17 protein-coding genes are annotated in these 20,177 nt (G+C 61.6%); 12 read left to right on the forward strand and 5 right to left on the reverse strand.

The features are described from left to right. Positions 1-17: 17 nt before the first annotated feature. From ACK4FZ_RS01555 to recN, 7 genes are all read left to right on the forward strand, one after another. The gene (locus tag ACK4FZ_RS01555; RefSeq protein WP_144373608.1) at positions 18-245 is read left to right on the forward strand and encodes a DUF1653 domain-containing protein; all 228 of its coding nucleotides are present in this window, start codon (positions 18-20) and stop codon (positions 243-245) included. Then, positions 239-1,141 (forward strand): histone deacetylase, encoded by a 903-nt coding sequence (locus ACK4FZ_RS01560; RefSeq protein ID WP_409817981.1) that lies wholly within the window; start codon positions 239-241, stop codon positions 1,139-1,141. The genes ACK4FZ_RS01555 and ACK4FZ_RS01560 overlap by 7 nt, the downstream gene beginning before the upstream one ends. Before the next feature lie 14 nt (positions 1,142-1,155). Beyond that, positions 1,156-1,692 carry a peptide-methionine (S)-S-oxide reductase MsrA gene (msrA, locus tag ACK4FZ_RS01565; RefSeq protein ID WP_409817982.1) on the forward strand — a complete coding sequence of 179 codons (537 nt, stop codon included), beginning with the start codon at positions 1,156-1,158 and terminating at the stop codon, positions 1,690-1,692. Between the two features lie 99 nt (positions 1,693-1,791). Then, the gene (locus ACK4FZ_RS01570; RefSeq protein ID WP_409817983.1) at positions 1,792-4,083 is read left to right on the forward strand and encodes a CHASE domain-containing protein; all 2,292 of its coding nucleotides are present in this window, start codon (positions 1,792-1,794) and stop codon (positions 4,081-4,083) included. Beyond that, complete coding sequence (locus ACK4FZ_RS01575) at positions 4,084-4,719, forward strand: response regulator transcription factor (RefSeq protein ID WP_409817984.1); 636 nt, start codon at positions 4,084-4,086, stop codon at positions 4,717-4,719. 8 nt (positions 4,720-4,727) lie between these two features. Next, positions 4,728-5,603, forward strand: coding sequence for an NAD kinase (locus ACK4FZ_RS01580; protein ID WP_409817985.1), 876 nt, complete (start codon positions 4,728-4,730; stop codon positions 5,601-5,603). Between the two features lie 11 nt (positions 5,604-5,614). After that, positions 5,615-7,276, forward strand: a complete 1,662-nt coding sequence (gene recN / locus ACK4FZ_RS01585) for a DNA repair protein RecN (RefSeq protein ID WP_409817986.1) — start codon at positions 5,615-5,617, stop codon at positions 7,274-7,276. Positions 7,277-7,348: 72 nt separating this feature from the next. Here the strand turns inward: recN and ACK4FZ_RS01590 are convergent, their stop codons facing one another. The 3 genes from ACK4FZ_RS01590 to ACK4FZ_RS01600 all read right to left on the reverse strand — a co-directional run bounded on the left by ACK4FZ_RS01590 (position 7,349) and on the right by ACK4FZ_RS01600 (position 12,108). Next, positions 7,349-9,253, reverse strand: a complete 1,905-nt coding sequence (locus tag ACK4FZ_RS01590) for a hypothetical protein (RefSeq protein WP_409817987.1) — start codon at positions 9,251-9,253, stop codon at positions 7,349-7,351. Positions 9,254-9,325: 72 nt separating this feature from the next. Further along, the gene (locus ACK4FZ_RS01595) at positions 9,326-10,693 is read right to left on the reverse strand and encodes an aspartate aminotransferase family protein (RefSeq protein WP_409817988.1); all 1,368 of its coding nucleotides are present in this window, start codon (positions 10,691-10,693) and stop codon (positions 9,326-9,328) included. A 77-nt stretch (positions 10,694-10,770) separates the two neighbouring features. Further along, complete coding sequence (locus ACK4FZ_RS01600; protein WP_409817989.1) at positions 10,771-12,108, reverse strand: glutamine synthetase family protein; 1,338 nt, start codon at positions 12,106-12,108, stop codon at positions 10,771-10,773. A gap of 189 nt (positions 12,109-12,297) precedes the next feature. Between ACK4FZ_RS01600 and ACK4FZ_RS01605 the strand changes: the two genes are divergently transcribed. Next, positions 12,298-12,951: a GntR family transcriptional regulator gene (locus tag ACK4FZ_RS01605; protein ID WP_409817990.1), complete on the forward strand. Its 654-nt coding sequence runs from the start codon at positions 12,298-12,300 to the stop codon at positions 12,949-12,951. Positions 12,952-13,030: 79 nt separating this feature from the next. Beyond that, the gene (locus ACK4FZ_RS01610) at positions 13,031-14,203 is read left to right on the forward strand and encodes a diguanylate cyclase (RefSeq protein WP_409817991.1); all 1,173 of its coding nucleotides are present in this window, start codon (positions 13,031-13,033) and stop codon (positions 14,201-14,203) included. A gap of 46 nt (positions 14,204-14,249) precedes the next feature. Here ACK4FZ_RS01610 and ACK4FZ_RS01615 read toward each other — a convergent pair whose 3' ends face one another. Then, positions 14,250-15,092, reverse strand: coding sequence for a flagellin (locus ACK4FZ_RS01615; protein ID WP_409817992.1), 843 nt, complete (start codon positions 15,090-15,092; stop codon positions 14,250-14,252). Positions 15,093-15,273: 181 nt separating this feature from the next. On the opposite strand from ACK4FZ_RS01615, the gene ACK4FZ_RS01620 reads away from it, so the two are divergent. Further along, on the forward strand, positions 15,274-15,669 hold the full coding sequence (locus tag ACK4FZ_RS01620) for a hypothetical protein (RefSeq protein ID WP_409817993.1): 396 nt from the start codon (positions 15,274-15,276) through the stop codon (positions 15,667-15,669). Between the two features lie 64 nt (positions 15,670-15,733). Here the strand turns inward: ACK4FZ_RS01620 and ACK4FZ_RS01625 are convergent, their stop codons facing one another. Beyond that, positions 15,734-16,720 carry an HD domain-containing phosphohydrolase gene (locus ACK4FZ_RS01625; protein ID WP_409817994.1) on the reverse strand — a complete coding sequence of 329 codons (987 nt, stop codon included), beginning with the start codon at positions 16,718-16,720 and terminating at the stop codon, positions 15,734-15,736. 278 nt (positions 16,721-16,998) lie between these two features. On the opposite strand from ACK4FZ_RS01625, the gene ACK4FZ_RS01630 reads away from it, so the two are divergent. Together ACK4FZ_RS01630 and ACK4FZ_RS01635 are read left to right on the forward strand one after the other, a co-directional pair. Further along, positions 16,999-17,502, forward strand: a complete 504-nt coding sequence (locus ACK4FZ_RS01630; protein ID WP_409817995.1) for a molybdopterin-dependent oxidoreductase — start codon at positions 16,999-17,001, stop codon at positions 17,500-17,502. Between the two features lie 14 nt (positions 17,503-17,516). After that, entirely contained in the window at positions 17,517-20,150 is a 2,634-nt protein-coding gene (locus ACK4FZ_RS01635; RefSeq protein WP_409817996.1) for a response regulator, read from the forward strand. Positions 20,151-20,177 lie beyond the last annotated feature (27 nt).

Consider the following 20,177-nt stretch of genomic DNA (forward strand, 5'->3'; position numbering starts at 1 on the left):
TCATCAGGAGAACCGGCATGACACCGCCCAGTATCACCCCCGGCCGTTACCGGCACTACAAGGGCAATGAATACCAACTGATCGACGTGGCGCGTCACAGCGAAAGCGGCGAGTGGATGGCGCTGTACCGCCCGTTGTACGGCGAACAGGGGCTGTGGGTGCGCCCGCTCGCCATGTTCTGCGAAACGGTCATCATTGATGGCATCGCCCAGCCGCGCTTTGCCCTGCTGGAGGCCGCGTGCTGATCTTCCGCACCGACCAGTTCGCCCTGCCCTTGCCTGCCGGCCACCGCTTTCCCGCCGAAAAGTACGGCATGCTCGGCCAGGCCGTGGCGGCAATGGCGCCTGATCGTCTGGCTGAAGCGCCGGCTGCCACCCCGGCAGAGCTGGTGCTGGCGCACCACCCCGACTACGTTGGCCGCATGCTCGATGGCAGCATCAGCCCCGCCATCATGCGTGAGATCGGCCTGCCGTGGAGTGCGGCGCTGGTGGAGCGCAGCCGCCGCTCGGTGGGCGCCACGCTGGCCGCGGCACGCAGTGCACTGTATTACGGCTGCGGCGTTAACCTGGCTGGTGGCACCCATCACGCCGCCCACGCCAAGGGCGGGGGCTTCTGTGTGTTCAACGATGTAGCTGTCAGCATTCGCGTGTTGCAACAGGAGGGCCTGATCCGGCGCGCCGCCGTCATCGACCTGGATGTGCACCAGGGCAACGGTACCGCCGAGCTGTTTGCCGGCGATAGCAGCGTGTTCACGCTATCGCTACACGGCGAAAAAAACTTCCCCTTCCGCCGCGTGGCTTCTACGTTGGATGTAGATCTGCCGGACGACACCGGCGATCACGCCTACCTTGCGGCACTGACCGACGCACTGGACACCCTTCAACACCGCTTCCAGCCCGACATGGTGTTCTATCTGGCCGGTGCCGACCCTTATCGTGGTGACCGGCTAGGCCGACTGAACCTCAGCATGGCCGGCCTGTCACAACGCGATCTACAGGTATTTGACGTATGTGAGCAACGGCAATGGCCACTGGTTATCATGATGGCCGGCGGCTACGCGGTGCCGATTGCCGATACCGTCGCCATCCATTGCCAGACCGTGCGCAGCGCATTGGCGCGATACACCTTGCCCACAACCTAGAAAGGAGCATGCTGATGAATACTGCCAAAGCCACCCTCGCTGGCGGCTGCTTCTGGTGCACCGAAGCAGTCTTCCGCCAATTGCAGGGGGTACTGGACGTGGTGCCGGGTTATATCGACGGACACCAGCCCGACCCCGACTATGCCAGCGTATGTCGTGGCGACAGCGGTCACGCTGAAGCCATCGAAATTACCTATCAACCTGACACCGTCAGCTACGACACGCTGCTGCAGGTATTCTTTCTTACCCACGACCCCACCACACTGAACCGGCAAGGGCACGACGTGGGTAGCCAATACCGCTCTGCCATCTATACCCATGATGCGGGACAGCACACGGCGGCCTTAGCCTGCATCCGCAAACTGGAAGCCGACGGCGTATACAATAGCCCCATCGTCACCCAGGTGAAGGCAGCCAGCGTGTTCTACCCGGCCGAGGCATACCATCACGACTACTTTGCCCGCAACCAGCACGCCGGCTATTGCCAGGCGGTCATTGCACCCAAGCTGCACAAGCTGTACAGCTACGCCCCGGCCCCGCTAAAAGGCTAGCAACGGGCAGAGTTGGCATCCGGGCGGCATGTCAGTTGCAGCTGCGCGGCCCGGATGCGTTACAATTGCTTCCCCCTGTATCCTGCCGCCTCGGCCACCATGCCCGCCAGTGCCCCCTCTCCGCTTACCACCGGCTTGTTTCCGCTGCGGCAATGGCCGCAAATGGTGCATGAACTGCCGCGCCGGGTGAAAGCCAGCTTCCTGCTGTTATGGGTGCTGCTGGCGACTGCCATTCTGATCGCCGCCATCCTGCTCACCGAAGAAAGCCGGCAGCAGCAATTTGACGCCACCACTCTGCATATCAAGAAAACGCTGGAAGAACGCCTGCTGATCGGCGAAACCGCCGTATACGGCTTTTCCGAGCTCTCTGCGGCCAACTACGGCATGGACCGGCTGCGCTTTCGCCAATATGCGCAAGGTATCGGTGCCCGCTACCCGTATATCTACCTGATGGGCTTTCAGCCCAAGATCAGCCTGGCGGAGCGCGAAAACTTCGAAGCGTCAGTCAGCTTCCAGCGCCACCAACCGTTTCTGATCAAGGACTACCACGCCGACGCCGACCCCGGCTGGCTGGACAACCAGCTGTGGCGACCGGCCACCGTGCGACCGTTCTATATTCCGCTGATCGACGCCGAGCCTGCCAACGGCAACCGCTACCAGTTCATGCAGGGGCTGGACATCCTGCACGACAGACAGCTGGGGCCGGCGGTACAACGTGCCATCCGCAGCACGGACATCGAGATTACACGCCCCTACAAGATGCGCGAAGGCGGCCATGGCTTCGGCTTCGTCAAGGCTATCTATGCCGAGGGCGTAGCACCAGCGGCACCGGAGCAACGGTTGGCGGCAGCCATCGGCGTCATTACGGTTGGTATTCGCGCCGAAGCACTGCTGGCCATGCAAGGCGATTCACTGCAAGACTTCGACATTCGCTTGCTACCGGCAGCCGGCGCCAGTGGCGGTGCGGTTATCCTTCAGCAAGCCAACCGCAACACCCCGGGCAGCAGCGGCCTGATGCAACTGTTGTTCCCGCCGCGTTACAGCGAGCTGGCCATCGACCGCGACTACTTTCCCTACAAGCTGGTGGTAGCCCGCTACGGCACACCGGGTCATATCTCCTGGTACCTGTACGGGCTGGGAGCAGGCGCGGCGGCGCTGATTACTGCGCTGCTGCTGTTGATAGCCGCATCACAACACAACGAGCGACTTCAGAGCGAGCGTTACCACGATGCGCTGAACCGCGAGCGGCAGCAGGCGATGGTAACGCTGGAAAGCATTGACGACGCGGTACTGGTGACCAATCGCGACCTGCAAGTGGAATACCTGAACCCCAAAGCAGCACTACTGCTGGGCACGCATACCCTTGAGGCGCAGGGTCGTCAGCTCAGCGAACTATGGCAGTTGCGTTTCGACTTGGCGCGGGAGGCAGTACTGGACCCGCTACAAACCTGCATCCGCAGCGGCCAACAAGTGACGCTGCCGGAAAATGCCTACATCGACCAAGGCGGCAAACTGTTTTATGTGGAAGGAACGGTGTCACCATTGCCAGACCAAGACGGCATGTTGCGCGGCTTGGTAATTACTTTCCGTGATATGGCACCGTTACGTCAGCGCATGGCAGAGGCACTCGAGCGCAGCGAAGCGCGCCTAAAGCAACACCAGGCCGAGCTGGCCCGGGTGGCACGTATCAACACCTTGGGCGAAATGACGTCTGGCATCGCCCACGAGATCAACCAGCCACTATCGGCGATTGTCAGTTACAACGAAGCCTGCCTAGGCTTGCTGGAAGACGAGGAGCCGGACCGCATCCTGCTGATTAGCGCCCTGCGTTCGTCGGTCAAACAGGCACAGCGCGCTGGGCATATCGTCAAAAAGCTAAGAGAATTCGTCGCCAGCAAACAAGCCGACCTGGTGCCGGTAGACCTGAACCAGGCTGTACTGAATGTGATTACCCTGATTGAACCCGAATTGCGTGACCATCAGGTAGTGGTAAAAACCGACCTGGCGCCTTCGCTGCCGCTGGTGTTTGCCGATACCATCCAGGTAGAACAGGTCATTCTGAATCTGGGTAAGAATGCGATGGAAGCCATGATGGCGCAGCCCGGCGAACACCGGCTGTTTCTGTACACCGAACTGCGCGCTAACCGTGCGCGGGTTGGCGTACGCGACAACGGCCCTGGTATGAGCGAAGACATCCAGGCCCGTATCTTCCAGCCGTTTTTCAGTTCCAAGTCACAAGGCATGGGCTTGGGGCTGACCATCAGCCATACCATTATCGAAAACCTGGGTGGTACCTTGCAGGCCGGCAACCTGCCCTCCGGTGGCGCCGAGTTTTACTTCGAGTTGCCGGTCATGAACACTGAACACAACATAGAAGGAGTGAGCGCATAAATGTCCTCCACCACACCAACGATATTTGTCATTGATGACGACCCGGCAGTACGTGACTCGCTGGCCTTGCTGATCGGCACCCAAGGGCTACGCGTACAGGTGTTCGAACATGCCGAGGCGTTTTTGCAGCATTTCAACCCGGACGAGATCGGCTGCCTGGTGCTGGACATCCGCATGCCGCAAACCTCCGGGCTCGCGCTGCAGGACATGCTGAACCTGCAGAACATCCAGATGCCCATCATCTTCGTTACCGGCCACGGCGACCTGGAAGAGTGTCGGCGTGCCTTCCGGGGCGGCGCCGTCGACTTTCTGACCAAACCCGTGAATTCGGTGCAGCTACTGGAAAGCCTGAAGAAAGCCATTCGCATCAGCATCCAGCAGCAAAAGCAGGAAGCGGAAACCCAGGAGGTGCGCCAGAAACTGGAGCGTATTACCGAGCGTGAACGCATGATCCTGCGCTACGTGGCCGAAGGGCGCTCCAGCAAGGAAATCGCCCGCGAACTGGATCTGTCGCACCGCACGGTAGAAACCCACCGTGCCAAACTGTTCGAGAAACTGGATATCAACTCACTGGCCGAGCTGGTCCGTTTTTACCTCAAGGCGCTGGACGCCAACCAGACCACCCAAGCCAACTGAGCGACACCATGACACGTTTATTCAACAAGATCGGCCTGGTGGCCCGCCACAGCAAACCGCAGATCATCGAATCGCTGATGAGCCTGGCCGCCCACCTGACCGGTCGCGGCTTTCATATCGTGGTAGATGCCGACAGCTGCGCCAACCTGCCCGGTGGCCTGTACCCGGTGGTCGAGCGTACCGACCTGGGCAAGCTGGCTGACCTGGTCATCGTACTGGGCGGCGACGGCACCATGCTGTCGGTGGCGCGCATGCTGGCGCCGTACCGCGTCCCGCTGGTGGGGATCAACCAGGGGCGCCTCGGCTTCATGACCGACATCCCGCTGCACGAGATGCTGGACGCCATCGACCGCATTCTGGACGGCCAGTTCGTCCCCGAGGAGCGCATCCTGCTACAGGCTTCGGTTATCCGCGAAGACGCCGAAATCGCTAGCGCACTGGCGTTTAACGATGTGGTAATCAGCCGCGGTGCGCTGGGCGCCATGATCGAATTCGAAGTATTCATCGACAACCAGTTCGTCTACAGCCAGCGCTCGGACGGACTGATCATCAGCACCCCTACCGGCTCTACCGCTTACTCGCTGGCGTCCGGCGGCCCCATCCTGCACCCCACCCTGCAAGCGGTGGCGCTGGTGCCGATCTGCCCGCAGTCGCTGAACAACCGCCCGATCGCGGTCAGCAACAGCTGCGAGGTGGAGTTCATGCTGACGCGAGGCCTGGACGCACGCGTGCACTTTGACGGCCAGTCGCATTGCGACCTGATGGAAATGGACCGGGTCATCATCCGCAGCTACCGCAACACGCTGAAGCTGCTGCACCCGGTGGGTTACAACTACTACGACATGCTGCGCCACAAGCTCCACTGGGGCGAGCGCCTGCTCTGAGGCATCTAGCCATGCTGCTGACGCTACACGTCAAAGACTTTGTCATCGTTGACCAGCTACAGCTGGAATTTTCCCCGGGCTTTACCGTGCTCACCGGCGAAACCGGCGCCGGTAAATCCATCATTCTGGATGCACTTGGCCTGCTGCTGGGCGACCGCGCCGAGATCGCGCAGATCCGCGAAGGCGCCGACCGCGCCGAGATCAGCGCCAGCCTGGATATCCAACGCCTGCCCGACCTCAAGGCCTGGCTTGGCGACAATGCGCTGTCCGGCGACGACGACGAGCTGCTGATCCGCCGCCTGATCGACCGCAGCGGCCGCTCGCGCAGTTTCATCAACGGCCAGCAAGCCACCCAGGCACAGCTGAAAACGCTGGGCGAATACCTGGTCGACATCCATGGCCAGCACGCGCACCAGTCGCTGGTGCGCCCCGACACCCAGCGCGGCCTGCTGGATGCTTACGCCGGCGCCACCCAGCTGGCGCGGGACGTGCGTGCTGCCTGGCAAGACTGGCAACAGGCGCGCAAGGCGCGTGAGGATGCCGAAAAACGGCTGCGCGAATCGGAAGTGGAACGCGAGCGGCTAACCTGGCAAATCGGCGAACTGAGCGAACTCAACCTGCAAGCAGACGAATGGCCGCAACTGAACCAGCAGCATTCGCGGCTGGCCAACGCGGCCGAGCTGGCACAGTCGGCACAAGCGGCGGTGGATGTGCTGTCCGACATGGATGGCAACTGCCTGTCGCTGCTGTCGCAGGTACAAAACCGGCTGGGCAAGCTGTCGGGCTTTGATACGCGTCTGGCCGAGTCGCTGGCGCTGCTGGATTCGGTCGACGCCGAGCTGCGCGAGGTGGTGTACAGCCTGCGCGACTACGGCAGCAGTTTCGATGACGACCCGCAGCAACTGGTGGAGGTAGAGGCCCGTATCGACGCCCTGATGGGCATGGCGCGCAAATACCGCTGCCAGCCGGAAGACCTGCCGAAAAAGCTGCAAGACTGGCAGGCACAGTTGGCCGCACTGGAAGCGGCTACCGATCAGGACGCGCTGGCCGTGGCCGAAGCGGCGGCACTAGCCCGCTACCGCGCACAGGCTGAAAGCTTGTCCGGCAAACGGCGCCAGGCGGCCAGCGAGCTGTCGGCACGCATCAGCACCGAAATGCAACGCCTGGCGATGGAAGGCGCCCGCTTTGCCATCGAGCTGTCTGCCGCCAGCGAGCCGACGGTGCACGGCCTGGAAACTATCGAGTACCTGGTGGCGGCCAACCAAGGCAGCACGCTGCGCCCGCTGGCCAAAGTGGCGTCCGGCGGCGAGCTGTCGCGCATCAGCCTGGCCATGCAGGTGGTGATCAGCCAGGTGGCCAGCGTGCCGACGCTGATTTTCGACGAAGTGGACGTCGGCATTGGCGGGCGCGTGGCAGAAGTGGTGGGCAAGCTGCTGAAACAGCTGGGCGAACGCTACCAGGTGCTGTGCGTGACTCACCTGCCACAGGTGGCGTCCTGCGGCGATCAGCATTGGCGGGTCAGCAAGTCCAGCAACGATGGCCGCACCGTCAGCCGCATTGCACCGCTGGACGCCGAAGGCCGGGTGCTGGAAATTGCCCGCATGCTGGGCGGCGAAGACATCACCGCCACCACGCGCCAGCACGCCAGCGAGATGCTGGAAAGCAACGCCTAACGCTGCGGTAGTGTCAAAGCACAAGGGCCTGTCGCCAGCGACAGGCCCTTGTGCTTTTCAGACCATGACCAATCAGGCGGCAGATTGCGCGGCCGGCAGCAAGGGCACCACTACGGCGGCAGCCTTGCGCAACTGTTGCTCGACCAGCGCCGGCTGCCGGCTTAGCTGGTAGAAGCGTGCCAGACGGGTGGTGCAGCTGACACTCAGCGCCAGAATCTGCGCATCACGCCCGTCGCTGGCGGTCAGGCCCGCAGCCACCCGCTGCTGGTACTCGGCAGCCGATGCCGGTTGACCACTCGCGGCCGCCAGCACGGCCAGGCTACTGTACAACAAGGGCTGCAGGTTGGCCGCTTGCGCCGGCACCAGCGCAGCCAGTTGCGGCAGCAAGGTAGTGATGTCGATATCGCCAACATGGTCGGCCAGTTGCTGCAACTGCAAGGAAGGGTCGCCACTACGCACCGCCTGCAAGGCCTGGCTGGCCAGCTGTTGGCGCAGTGGCTCTGCCGTGGCCGCATCACCCAGCGCCGTGGCCGCTTGCAAACGCAGCGCGCTCGCCACCAGGCCAGGATTGGCCGCCGCCCACTTTTGCAAGTCGCCCCCCTGCTCGCGCGCGGCCTGCCAGCGCCCCTTGGCTGCGTTTACCTGCAGGGCGTTGAGCAGTGTCTGACCATACCAGCGTTGCAACTGGCTGCCAGCGTAGTCGCGCATCACGCCGGCAGGCAGCTGTTGCCACAGCTTGCCGGCACTTTCAAGCCACGCTTGCCATTGCGCTGGCGGCAAGGCCGCACTGCCGGCCAGTACGGCCGCCATGCGCGCAGCTACCGGCACTGCCTGCGCCGGCGGCAGCTTGGCTAGCAGCGCGGCTTGCTCGTCCAGTGCCGGCTTCCCCAGGCCGCCTGGCCGCTGCACCAGCAGCCAAGTGGCTGCCAGCATCTCGTCCGGCAGCGCCAGCTCTGCCTGGTAGCCAGGCGTTGCCTGCAGCCGTTGCAGTAACTCGCTTGCCCGCTGCGCCTGGCCCGCTTCTGCCAGCGCCACCACCAGCGCGAGCGTCAGCCGTTGTTTCTCCCCCAGTCCGGCACCTTGGCTGCTGCGTTCCTTCTGCAAGCTGGCTGCTACCGACTGCCATTCGGCACCGGCAGGTGCGGCGCCGGGCTGTAGCAAGGAGTCCGCGCTGCCAGCCGCCAGCGCAGCGCCAGCCGGTGACTGGGCGAAGGCTTCCGGGTCGATGGCCTGCCCTTGCAGTCCGCCAGCCATCACTGCACCCAGCGTCCCCTGCGCTAGCAGCGCCTGCTGCGCAGGGTTCAGACTGCCCGGCAGCGACCCCAGGCGGTGCCCGCCCCAGAAGGCCAGCCCCAGCATGCCCACTACCACGCCGGCGCGAATGGCGCCGCGGGTGCCACGAAAAAAGGCCCGCCATGGCTGATGCAAGCCCAGCTCGCGCTCCAGTTCGGCGCGGATGCGGTTGCGCAACGCGCGCTCACTGTCTTCTTGCTGCTGCTGACTGGCCAGCTCGCCTTCGCGCTGCAGGCGAGCGTTGAGTTTGCGCAGCTCCTCGTCGCGTATCTGTTTCTGGCGCAGTTTGTCGCGGTCGATCTTGTCCAGAAAAATGCCGCAATGCGGGCACTGCCGCTGCGGCGTGGGCCGCATCATGCGCTTGCAGCCCGGACATTCGCTATCAGCAACGACGGCATCTTTGGCCAGCAGGGCCAACACGGCCTTGATTTCCACTTCAAGGCCGGCAGCCTGAAAGCTGGCAGCGGCCATGTCGGCCTCGTCCTTGCTGACCTCGCGTCGTACACGGCTGGCACCGTGGTTGATAAGGTGCTGCAGCAACTGTTCGGCCTTTACCGGGTTCAAACCCAGTGACTGCAGCAGGGGCTGGCGCAAGGTGGCGGGGTCCACCCCTTCTGGCAGGCGCACAATCAGGTCGTAACGGCTATCGGGGGTGGCGGAAAGCTTGTCGGGCTGGTCAGTCATGGCGTAGGCATGGCGGTTGTTTGCCAGCATTGTAACGAATGTCGCACCAGCCCGTACATGCGGCCTGCATCGTCAGCTCAGCGCTACCGCACCGGCAAAGTCACTCACTGCTTGTACCAGCCTGTCGACATCCGTGGCACGGGTATCCGGGCAGACCAGGATCATGTTGTGGAAGGGCGTAATCAGCAGGCCGCGATTCAACAGGAACAGGTGCACGATATGCTCCAGCTCGCCGTCCAGGATGCGGTCGGCCTCACTGCCGTTACGCGGCGGCACTGACGTGAACTGGAACTCGGTACGCGCCCCCACCTGCGTCACGCACCATGGCAGCCGGTGGCGGGCAATGACCTCGCGCAGGCCGGCTGCCAACCTTTCGGCCAGGCCGAACATGTGCTGATAAGCGGCGTCGGTCATCACCTCGGCCAGGTTGGCGCGCATGGCGGCCATGGCCAGCAGGTTGGCCGTGAGTGTGGTGCCAATGCCGCTATGCCCCGGCGGTGCGTGGCGCTTGGCATCTTCGGCGCGGCGTGCCACCTCTTCGGTAAAGCCGTACACGGCGCACGGCACACCGCCCGCCACCGGCTTGCCCACCACGAACAAGTCCGGCTGCAGGCCGTAGGCAACGGTGTAACCGCCTGGGCCGCTGCTGATGGTGTGGGTTTCGTCGATCAGCAGCAGCGTGCCGTACTGGCGGCATAGCGCCTGCGCCTGCTGCCAGAAGCCGGGCTCGGGCAGCACCATGCCGATATTGGTCATCGCCGGCTCGGCCAGCAGGCAGGCCACCTGCCCGTCCTGCAGCGCGGCTTCCAGCGCCGCCAGATCGTTGAATTCGATACTGCGCGTATGCCGGGTAATGTCGTACACCTGCCCCAGCAGGCTGTCACGGGTTTGTGGCTGGCCATCCACCAGATCGACGAACACGTCGTCCACTGTGCCGTGGTAACAGCCGTTAAAGATCAGCACTTTGCTGCGCCCGGTGATGGCGCGTGCCCAGCGGATGGCAAAGCGGTTGGCGTCGGACGCTGACAGCGCAAACTGCCAGTACGGCATGCCGAAGCGCCGCGCCAGCTCTTGCGCCACCCATACGCCGTCGGCGCTGGGCAGCATGGCGGTGTAGCCGCGCTGCGCTTGGCGGGCGATGGCGTCGGCCACCGGCTGCGGGCTGTGGCCGAACATGGCGCCGGTATCGCCCAGGCAGAAATCCACGTACTCGTGGCCGTCCACGTCGCGGAAACGGGCGCCGCGTGCCTGGTCCACATACAGCGAAAACGGCGTCGACCAGTCGTTCATCCAGTGCAGCGGCACCCCGAACAGCAGATGGTTGGCCGCATCGGCCGACAGCGCGCGCGAGCGCGGCATGCGGCTGATGAAGGTGTCGCGTTCGGCGGCCATCAGGGCCTGGGCCTTGTCCCAGTCTATGCCGTGGCGTGCGGTGGTCATGGTGTGCTCCTTTGTAGGCTATGGCTGCGGCCAACCTTGGCAGACAGCGCGGGCTCTTTTATCGATATCGAAAAGTGTCAAACGTGCAGCTGCAGGTGCTCGCGCTCCCAGGCGGTGATGGCGCGGTTGAAAGTTTCAAACTCCTTCTCTTTTACCGCACAGAAGGCCTGCACGAACTCCTCGCCCAGAATGTCGGCCAGCTCAGGGCAGGCCTGCATCAGCTCGACCGCGTCTTCCAGGCTGCGCGGCAACTCGTAGTCCATGTCGTAGGCGCTGTCGTCCATTGGCGCCGACGGCTCGATGGCGTTGACCATGCCGAGGTAGCCACAGGCCAGCGTGGCCGCCATCGCCAGGTAAGGGTTGACGTCCACGCCGGGCACGCGGTTTTCCAGCCGGCGCGCGGCCGGGCCGGACGGCGGAATGCGGATGCCGCAGGTGCGGTTGTCGTAGCCCCAGCGCACATTGATCGGCGCGGCGGTGTGGCGGCTGAGGCGGCGGTAGCTGTTAACGTAGGGGGCAAACATCGGCATGGCCTGCGGCAGATAGCGCTGCATGCCGCCGATGTGGTGGAAGAACAGCGGGCTGGGGCTGCCGTCCGGCAGCGAGAAGATGTTGTCGCCGGTACTGGTACTCACGATGCTCTGGTGAATGTGCATGGCGCTGCCCGGCTCGCCTTCCATCGGCTTGGCCATGAAGGTGGCGAAAATGTTGTGACGGTAGGCGGTTTCACGCACCGCGCGCTTGAACAGAAACACTTGGTCGGCCAGCGACATGGCGTCGCCGTGGGTGAAGTTGATCTCCATCTGGGCGGCGCCTACTTCGTGGATCAGCGTTTCCACGTTGAGCTCGGCGGCCTGGCAGAAGGCGGACAGCTCCTGGAAGAAGGGGTCGAAGTCGTTGACCGCATCGATGGAAAACGACTGCCGCCCCACCTCGGAGCGCCCTGCCCGGCCTGACGGCGGGCGCAGCGGCTCGTGCGGGTTGTTGTTCTGGCGGATCAGGTAGAACTCCATCTCTGGCGCCACCACCGGGCGCCAGCCCTTGTCCTCGTACAGCTTCAACACCTTGCGCAGCACGGCCCGCGGCGAGATGCCTACCGGCTTGCCGTCGAAATCCTCGCAATCGTGAATCACCACCGCCACCGGCTCGATGGCCCACGGCACCAGGCGGATGGTGGCCGGGTCCGGCCGGCACACCATGTCCGGGTCGTTGGCGCCGGCAAAGCGCTCGAACTCGGCAAATTCGCCGTTGACGGTGATGGTGAGCACCGCCTTGGACATCTTCATGCTGTCTTCCGCCAGAAACAGGTTTTTGGGCACGATCTTGCCGCGCGCCACGCCGGTCATGTCCGGAATCACGCATTCGATTTCGTGGATCTGGTGCTGGCGTATAAACGCCGCCAGGGTGTCGTTCATGCTTGCTCTCCTCGGCTTGCCGCCGTGCCTGCTCACCATGCGTATCACGCAGTGTGCGGCCCGGACAGTTTTGATGATGGTCACTATAGATTTGATCAAATAATACAGTCAACATTTGATCAAATCATTGCCGCGCAGTGTGTAGCCTTTCTGCTATGCTGGCGGGCGCCCCATACCTGCCTTTGTACGATGAAGACCGCTACCGCCTCTACCCTGCAAGATGAAACCTACGACACCCTGCGCCACTGGCTGATGCTGGGCCGCTGGCTCCCAGGCGAACGGCTGAAGATCAAGCACCTGGCCGACGAAATGGGCGTCAGCCAGATGCCGGTTCGGGCGGCGCTGCAAAGGTTGGCCGCCGAAAGAGCACTGGTGAACGTGCCCAACTGTGGCGTGGCTGTACCGCAGCTAACGGTGAGCCAGTTTGACGACATCCTGCTCAACCGTATCCTGCTGGAAGGCCAGGCGGCTTGGCTGGGCGCCCAGCATCTGGACGAAAGCAGCCGCGCCGAGTTGGCCGCGCTGTGTCACGACATGGACGACGCCATTGCTGCCGATGACGTGAAGGCCTATCTGGACGCCAACGAACAGTTCCACTTGCAGCTGTACCAGGCCAGTGGCTCGCCGGTGCTGTTGTCGCTGATCGAAACAGTGTGGCTATACGTCGGCCCCATTTCCAACCAGCTACACCAGGACTTGGCCGTCTGGAAAACCATGAATGATGCCCACACCGCCCTGCTGCAGGCGCTGCAAGGTGGCGATGCCGACGGGGTGCGTGCCGCCATCGAGCAAGACCTGCGCACAGCGGGTAGTTACCTGAGGCAGCTTTGTCTTGCAGACTAGCCAGTACAGGGCAGCACTTCATCGACGATTGCATAGTGTTAGCTTATTATTGCCAAACTCGGTTTAAAGCATATGGCACATGTCCCTGCACCTTGGCACGCTGTACTTCGTGCAACTCACCACATTCTCACTGCTAACCCTGGCCGTGCTGCTGATGGGGCTGCGCTATCCGCAAGAACGCGCGCTACGTCACTGGGGCGTGGGCGGCATCCTGGCCAGTGTCAGCATGTTGCTGATTGCCCTGCGCGCGGTACTGCCAGCCTGGCTGTCAGTTGACGTCGCCAATATCATCCTTTTTGTCGCGCTAGGCCTGACCTGGAGTGGCGCACTGGCACTGGAGCAACGCCAGGTACCATGGCGCCTGCTGGGCGTGCTGGTAGCCCTCGCCAGCGGCGTGCTGCTGGCCATCTCTTCCGCGCCGGCTTACTTCGAGCTGCGCGCCGCCTTGTACAGCGCTACCTACATCTTGTTTAACCTGCTCACGCTGCAGGTGTTCGCCAATAGTGCCCATCGTCAGCGCCTGGGCTACCGGCTGCTGTGCAGTCTCATCCTGCTACTGCTACTGGGTCAGGTAGCACGCATCACGCTGGCCATGCATGACAGCCAGGGCGCTCTGGCCAGCTCGCCGCACTTTGCGATGGCCAATTTCGGGCTGATCATGCTGGAGTTTGCCAAGATTCTGGCTTTCATTTTCGTCTGCTTCGAATCGCTGGAAATCCGTCTCTACCAGCTGGCCATGCGCGACCCGCTGACCGGGCTGTACAACCGGCGCGCGTTTCATGACCGCGCCAAAACGCAACTGGCCGCCAACCGTGACATACCACTGGCGCTGTTGGTCATGGATCTGGATCACTTCAAACGCGTCAACGATGTGTATGGCCACTTGGCTGGCGACGACGTCCTGGCCCATCTTGGCCGCCTGCTGCGTAATCAGCTGGCCCCGTTCGATGCCTTGTACGCACGTAGTGGTGGCGAAGAGTTTGTGGTGTTGCTCAGCGGTCATGCGGCCAACCACGCCACGCTGATTGCAGAGAACCTGCGCCTGGCCCTGGCAAGCCAGCCCATCCAGAGCAGTGACGGCCAGCGTTTGCAGCAAACATGCAGCATCGGTGTCAGCCGTGGCACCAGCGGCGACTGCGACCTGCGTCAATTGATGATGGAAGCCGATATGGCGCTGTATCAGGCCAAGGAGCAAGGGCGCAACCGGGTTTGCGCCGCCGGTCAAGACATGCCACACAATACGGCAAGCTGACACCCCTGCCGTAGCTGTACGGCAGGGGCCAGAGAAATCACGCCGGCTAACGCAACAGGCTGGCCGCATATTGCGGCGTCAGGTTGGCCTGTGCCTGCACCGCGACACTGCTGTTGCTCAGGATCTGCTGGCGGGCCAGCTCGGCCGAAGCTGCGGCGTAATCGGCGTCCTGGATGCGGCTACGCGACGCCTCGGCATTGATCGACGAGGTAGTCAGATTATCGATAGCGGTACCGAAGCGGTTGCTGGCGGCGCCCAGGTCGGCACGGCTATTGCCCAGCTGCTTCAGGTCGGCCTGGATCTGCGACAAAGCGGCCGACGGATTGGACAGGTCGATGGTACCGGTTGCATTGGCGTTGGCGTTGTAGCCATTCAGCGCGGTGCTGCCCGACGTCAGGTTGGGCGCGGTAACGCTGATTTGGGCATCGCTACTGCTATTGGCCCCCACCTGGAAGGTGGTATTGCTGCCGCCGTTGAACAAGGCAGTACTGTTGTAGTTGGTACTCTGGATGATCTGCGAATTGGCCTGCGTCAGCTGATCTACTTCTTTCTGCAAGGCTTCGCGGTCGCTGGCACTCAACGTGCCGTTACCGGCCTGCACCGCCAGTTCCTCGATGCGCTGGCTGTTCTGGGTCAACTGCGATAGTGCGCCGTCTGCGGTCTGGGTCAGCGATATGCCATCTATCGCGTTGCGAATGGCCTGACTGTCTCCCGCTACCTGGCTGCGCAAAGCCTCGGCAATCGCCAGGCCTGCCGCATTGTCTGCCGCACCATTCACCGCCTTGCCGGACGCCAGTTGGGCCAGCACCTGGCGCTTGGCCTGCTCGGTCTGCCGCAACTGGGCCTGACTGTTCAGGGCGGTGAGGTTGCTATTGATGCTGAGTGCCATGCTACTACTCCCGTATTTGTCAATTTATTCTAGACAATGCTGCGCACCATTCAATATGCAAAAAATAGAAATGTCCATTTTCTTTTTAATCTCAGCCACATAGGCATGCACAAGGCTTGCCAGCAACCACCGGCACCCCTTATAACTGCAATTGTGCACCGCACAAAAAAAGGAGGCCATCATGCATGTTCCCAGCCGTCATGACAGCACATTGCTGCAGTTGAACGAAACCTGGCACCAACACCGCATCTGGCTGACCGCCATGCTGCAGCAGCCGTGGCGCCTCACTGGCCAATGCTTGCGCGAAAGCAGCGGCGAATCCGCTTGCTATCGCCGCATTATCCTGCGTGCACTGGCCGACCAGACGGCGCTAAGTTACGACGCCCTCGATCTGGTGCAATCATACGAAAGCGTGCTGCGCGACTGGTCGCGCCAGTACCCCATACCCAGTGCCGACAACTGGTGGCAGTGGCACAGCATGCAACGCAAACGGCAGCAGCGCGTATTACTAACGTTGATCAAAAGTGTGCTGCAGGGCTGTCAGGTAAGCCTGGCGAGCGAAAAACAAGCTGCGTGAACCGCACCAGCAAAAAGCCCCGGCCAAATAAGGTCGGGGCTTTTTGCTGGCCATCTCACAGGCGCTAGTCCTGGAGTCGCTGCTGGATGGCTAGCACATCGTCCAGCGCCGACAGAAAGGCATCCAAGACCTGTGGGTCGAAGTGTTGGCCGCGCTGGGCACGCATGAAGTCCAGCGCGCGATCAATTTCCCAGGCCGGTTTATACGGCCGCGACGACGTCAGCGCATCGAACACATCTGCCACCGCAACAATACGCGCTGCCATCGGTATGGCGTCTCCTGCCAGGCCGGCAGGATAACCGCTGCCGTCGTACTTCTCGTGATGCCCCAAGGCGATATCGTGCGCCATTTTCAGCAACGGCAGTTCACTGCTGGCCAGGAACTCGGCACCACGAGCTGCATGGGTTTTCATGATCTCGAACTCTTCCGGCGTCAGCTTGCCCGGTTTGAGCAGGATGTGATCGGGGATGGCCACCTTCCCGATGTCGTGCATCGGCGCCGCCAGGAAAATGCGCTCTTCGATTTCAGGCCCCAGCCCTAGGCGACCTGCAATGATCTGGGCATAAAAGGCCATGCGCTCGATGTGCTTGCCGGTTTCCGGGTCGCGCGATTCGGCGATATGAGATAGCCGGATAACCAAATCCTGGGCAGCTACCTCGCGCAGCTGGCGCTGGGCGCGGCGCAGTTTCAGCAGGTTCTGAATGCGGGCACGGGTTTCTGCCGGGTCAACCGGCTTGGCCAGAAAGTCGGTAGCGCCGCCTTCCAGCGCATTCTGCCGTACCTCTTTCATGTCGCTGGTGGTCACCATGATCACCGGGATGTCCTGGATGTGCGCCATCTGGCGTAACGCTTTCACCAGGGTAAGGCCATCCATGCCCGGCATCATGTAGTCGGTGAGGATCAGATCTGGCGTGTTCTTTTCGCACCAGTCCACGGCAGCCTCCCCGCTACTCATGGTTAAAGGCTCACAGTTTTCCATTCGGGCAACCAGGTGGCGCAAAACCATCAGGTTGGTTGGATTGTCATCAACAATCAAAACCGTCATCTTCATAGAGAACCAGCCCTGAGAGAATATATTTCATTATAGAATCATAGCAGATCGTCACGATGCGACCTTTGGATGGCATGCCGGCATAAAAGCCGGCAGCCCGTTTTATGGCAATGGCTATACTCGTAATAAAGTGCTATTCACTTGGGTATGGCCGTCGCAGCAGATGGGTTAGCCAAGCTGGCACCGGTAAAGCATGACTTTTTTCACCGCCGCAAGCCACAACTATCAATAGATTAGTTCATAATTAGTTGCTTATTTGTAACCAAAGGAGCATCAGCATGCTGAAGTTTGTTCGTCACGCCCTCGCCGCCGCCCTGCTTGTTACCGCCTCCACCAGTGCCATGGCACTGGAAGCTGCCAAAGGGCGGCCCATTCTGACTGTATCCGGTCTGATAAGCGAAAAGAATGCTGGCAATGATGTCCAGTTTGACGCTGCCATGCTGGACAAACTGCCACAGCATAAGCTGACGGTAGAAACGCCTTGGTACAAAGAAGCACAGACTTTCGAGGGGCCGCTGTTTCGTGACGTAATGAAACAGGTAGGCATGAAAGGCAAGAAGTTGTACGTTGTGGCGCTGAATGATTATGCTGCCGAGATTCCGCTGTCGGACATCGAGAAATACGACGTGGTATTGGCACGCAAGATCAACGGCAAGGTATTGAGCGTGCGTGACAAAGGCCCCCTGTTCATCATTTACCCTTTTGACAAGAAGCCCGAGCTGCGTACCAAGGAAATCTACTCCCGTTGCGTATGGCAAGTTAACCGCATCCGGGTCGAATAAAGGATCAGCACAAGGTGACGGCACACCCAGGCAATCGTCGCATACGCAACCAGCTGTGGCTGTTGGGCATCCTGATTGCCATCGCCCTGCTGGTGGTGGGACTGTTGTACCAGCGTCAACAAACCGAGATGCAGCGGTTTGTGGTGCAAGGTGAAGACAACGTGGTCTGGGTGTATTCACAGCTGGGTATCGACTACTATCGTGCGCTGGGGGCTGCCAAGGTTGCCGCCACCACCGGCGAGGTTGCAGACCTCGACGAGCTGCAGTTGCGTTATGACATCCTGGTGTCCCGTATTACCCTGCTGGCAGAGTACCGCTTTGCCCTGCTGTTCAAAGACAGCAACTGGTACGGGCGGCAGATGCGCCCACTGCAAAAGCTGATTACCGCAACCGACCAGAAGCTGGAGGCGGACGGTGGCTACTTTGATCGCCAATCAGCAAAACTGCTGCAGCAGGATCTGGAGGCCGTGGTAGAAAACATCCGCGAGCTTACCATCGGCGCCAACAGCCGCTTGACCGAACAGGCAAACGAGAGCAACCGCAGTCTGCAAACCATCAACACCACGGTGGCCGCGACGGCAGCGACGCTGATGTTGCTGACCAGCCTGATTGCCGCTCTGGCGTACCGCAACCTGTCCAATAGTGAACGCCGACGCCTAGAAGCCGAAACACTCAGCCGGGAGCTGGATCAGGCCCTTGCGCAGGCGGAAGCGGCCAACGAAGCCAAAAGTGCTTTTCTGGCTAACATGAGCCATGAAATTCGCACCCCGATGAACGGCATCATCGGCATGACCGAACTGACGCTGGATACGGAGCTAAACCACGAACAACGCGAGTACCTGGAGTTGCTCAAGTCTTCGGCCGACTCGCTGCTGATCATCATCAACGACATCCTGGATTTCTCCAAGATCGAGGCCGGCAAGATGGCTATCGAGGCGGTACCGTTTTCGCTTCGCAGCCTGATTGCACAAACTGCCTATCCCTTTGCCCTGCGCGCCGGCAAACAGCAGGTGGAGCTGGTGTGCCAGGTAGCCCCGGACCTGCCGGATCGCATCATTTCCGACCCGTCACGGCTGCGGCAGATACTCAACAATCTGCTGGGCAATGCCGTCAAGTTTACCCATCGCGGTGAAATCGTATTGAGCGTAGATGGCCAACAGCGAGCGGATGGCCGCTTCGAGCTTTGCTGTTCGGTTCGGGACACAGGCATCGGTATTCCTGCCGAAAAGCAGCAGCTTATTTTCGACGCCTTTGCCCAAGCAGATAACAGCACGACCCGCCGCTATGGCGGCACCGGCCTTGGCCTGTCCATTACCCTACGGTTGGTGCGGTTGCTAGGCGGTGACATCAGCGTGCAAAGCAACCCGGGCCAAGGTGCTGACTTTCGTTTTGCGCTACCGGTCGCCCTGTCTAGCGAACAACCCTCTCGCCCCCATCCCGCAGAACTGGACGGCCTGGCTGTTCTGGTTGTAGACGACAACGCCACCAACCGTAGCTGGCTGGCTTCTCTACTACGTAACTGGAACATGCAGGTAACGTTGGCCGCAGACGGTCACGACGCACTGGCCCTGCTGCAACAACATGACTTCCAGCTGATTCTGCTGGACGGTCATATGCCTGGCATGTCGGGCTTCGACGTGGCCCAGCAGATACAGCAAGACAGGCGCAGCGCAACCGTCATCATGCTGACCTCCTCTGGCGAGCGTGGTGACGCCAGCCGCTGCCAGGCGCTGGGCATCCGTGGTTATCTGACCAAACCCGCCAGCCAGGATGAACTGCTGACCACTTTGCAGCTACTGCTAGGCGCCCAAGCACAAACGCATGACCCTGTACCCGCGCTGGTAACACGCCACACAGTACGCGAACTGGAACACAGCCTGTCGGTATTGCTAGCAGAAGACAACCCGGTCAACCAGAAACTGGCGGTCACCATCCTAAGCCGCCGCGGCTACCGGGTCACTGTAGCAGGCAATGGCCAGGAGGCGCTGGATGCGCTGGAAAGCAGTCAGTTCGACCTCATCCTGATGGACATGCAAATGCCGGTGATGGATGGTCTGGAAGCCAGCCAGCGCATCCGGGCGCTACAGCAGCAAGGCATTTGGCCGCCGACACCCATCATCGCCATGACAGCCAACGCCATGAGCGGCGATCGCGAGCGCTATCTGGCGGCCGGGCTGGACGGCTACGTCAGTAAACCGATTGATGCCAGCCGCACGTTTGCCGAGATTGCACGCGTACTTGGCGTACAAGACATGGCAGACCATGCGCCGGCGCCACCGCCTGCCCCGGCACAAACCGTGGCAGACAGCAGCCCGGTATTCGACGCCAAGCAAGCACTGGCGAACTGTGACGGTGACAGCCAGTTTCTCCCTATCCTGCTGGCCGCCTTTTGCGAAGATGCCCCAAAACAGCTGGCGGCCTTACGTGAAGCGTTGGCCAGTAACGACCAAACAGCAGTGGTCATGGCCGCTCATACCCTGAAAGGCACCTGTCTGTCGATTGCGGCGCCACAGTTGGCCGCATGCTGTCGCCAGATGGAAAGCGCCGCCCGTGAAGGCAGGCTGGAAGAAGTACGTGAAGCCATGCCAGGCGCTGAACAAAGCTGCCATACCCTGCTACAAACGCTGCAGCCCTATCTGCAAAGCTGATCAGCCTGTGCAGCGGTGCTGCAGGGC

It is taken from the genome of Vogesella sp. (genome assembly GCF_046297735.1).
GTDB classification, from domain to species: domain Bacteria; phylum Pseudomonadota; class Gammaproteobacteria; order Burkholderiales; family Chromobacteriaceae; genus Vogesella; species Vogesella urethralis.

Excerpts from the sequence above, each read along its gene's own strand:
- ACK4FZ_RS01555 (WP_144373608.1), top strand. The coding sequence starts at position 18 with ATGACACCGCCCAGTATCACCCCCGGCCGTTACCGGCACTACAAGGGC.
- msrA (WP_409817982.1), top strand. The coding sequence starts at position 1,156 with ATGAATACTGCCAAAGCCACCCTCGCTGGCGGCTGCTTCTGGTGCACC.
- ACK4FZ_RS01570 (WP_409817983.1), top strand. The coding sequence starts at position 1,792 with ATGCCCGCCAGTGCCCCCTCTCCGCTTACCACCGGCTTGTTTCCGCTG.
- ACK4FZ_RS01575 (WP_409817984.1), top strand. The coding sequence starts at position 4,084 with ATGTCCTCCACCACACCAACGATATTTGTCATTGATGACGACCCGGCA.
- ACK4FZ_RS01580 (WP_409817985.1), top strand. The coding sequence starts at position 4,728 with ATGACACGTTTATTCAACAAGATCGGCCTGGTGGCCCGCCACAGCAAA.
- recN (WP_409817986.1), top strand. The coding sequence starts at position 5,615 with ATGCTGCTGACGCTACACGTCAAAGACTTTGTCATCGTTGACCAGCTA.
- ACK4FZ_RS01590 (WP_409817987.1), bottom strand. The coding sequence starts at position 9,253 with ATGACTGACCAGCCCGACAAGCTTTCCGCCACCCCCGATAGCCGTTAC.
- ACK4FZ_RS01595 (WP_409817988.1), bottom strand. The coding sequence starts at position 10,693 with ATGACCACCGCACGCCACGGCATAGACTGGGACAAGGCCCAGGCCCTG.
- ACK4FZ_RS01600 (WP_409817989.1), bottom strand. The coding sequence starts at position 12,108 with ATGAACGACACCCTGGCGGCGTTTATACGCCAGCACCAGATCCACGAA.
- ACK4FZ_RS01605 (WP_409817990.1), top strand. The coding sequence starts at position 12,298 with ATGAAGACCGCTACCGCCTCTACCCTGCAAGATGAAACCTACGACACC.
- ACK4FZ_RS01610 (WP_409817991.1), top strand. The coding sequence starts at position 13,031 with ATGTCCCTGCACCTTGGCACGCTGTACTTCGTGCAACTCACCACATTC.
- ACK4FZ_RS01615 (WP_409817992.1), bottom strand. The coding sequence starts at position 15,092 with ATGGCACTCAGCATCAATAGCAACCTCACCGCCCTGAACAGTCAGGCC.
- ACK4FZ_RS01620 (WP_409817993.1), top strand. The coding sequence starts at position 15,274 with ATGCATGTTCCCAGCCGTCATGACAGCACATTGCTGCAGTTGAACGAA.
- ACK4FZ_RS01625 (WP_409817994.1), bottom strand. The coding sequence starts at position 16,720 with ATGAAGATGACGGTTTTGATTGTTGATGACAATCCAACCAACCTGATG.
- ACK4FZ_RS01630 (WP_409817995.1), top strand. The coding sequence starts at position 16,999 with ATGCTGAAGTTTGTTCGTCACGCCCTCGCCGCCGCCCTGCTTGTTACC.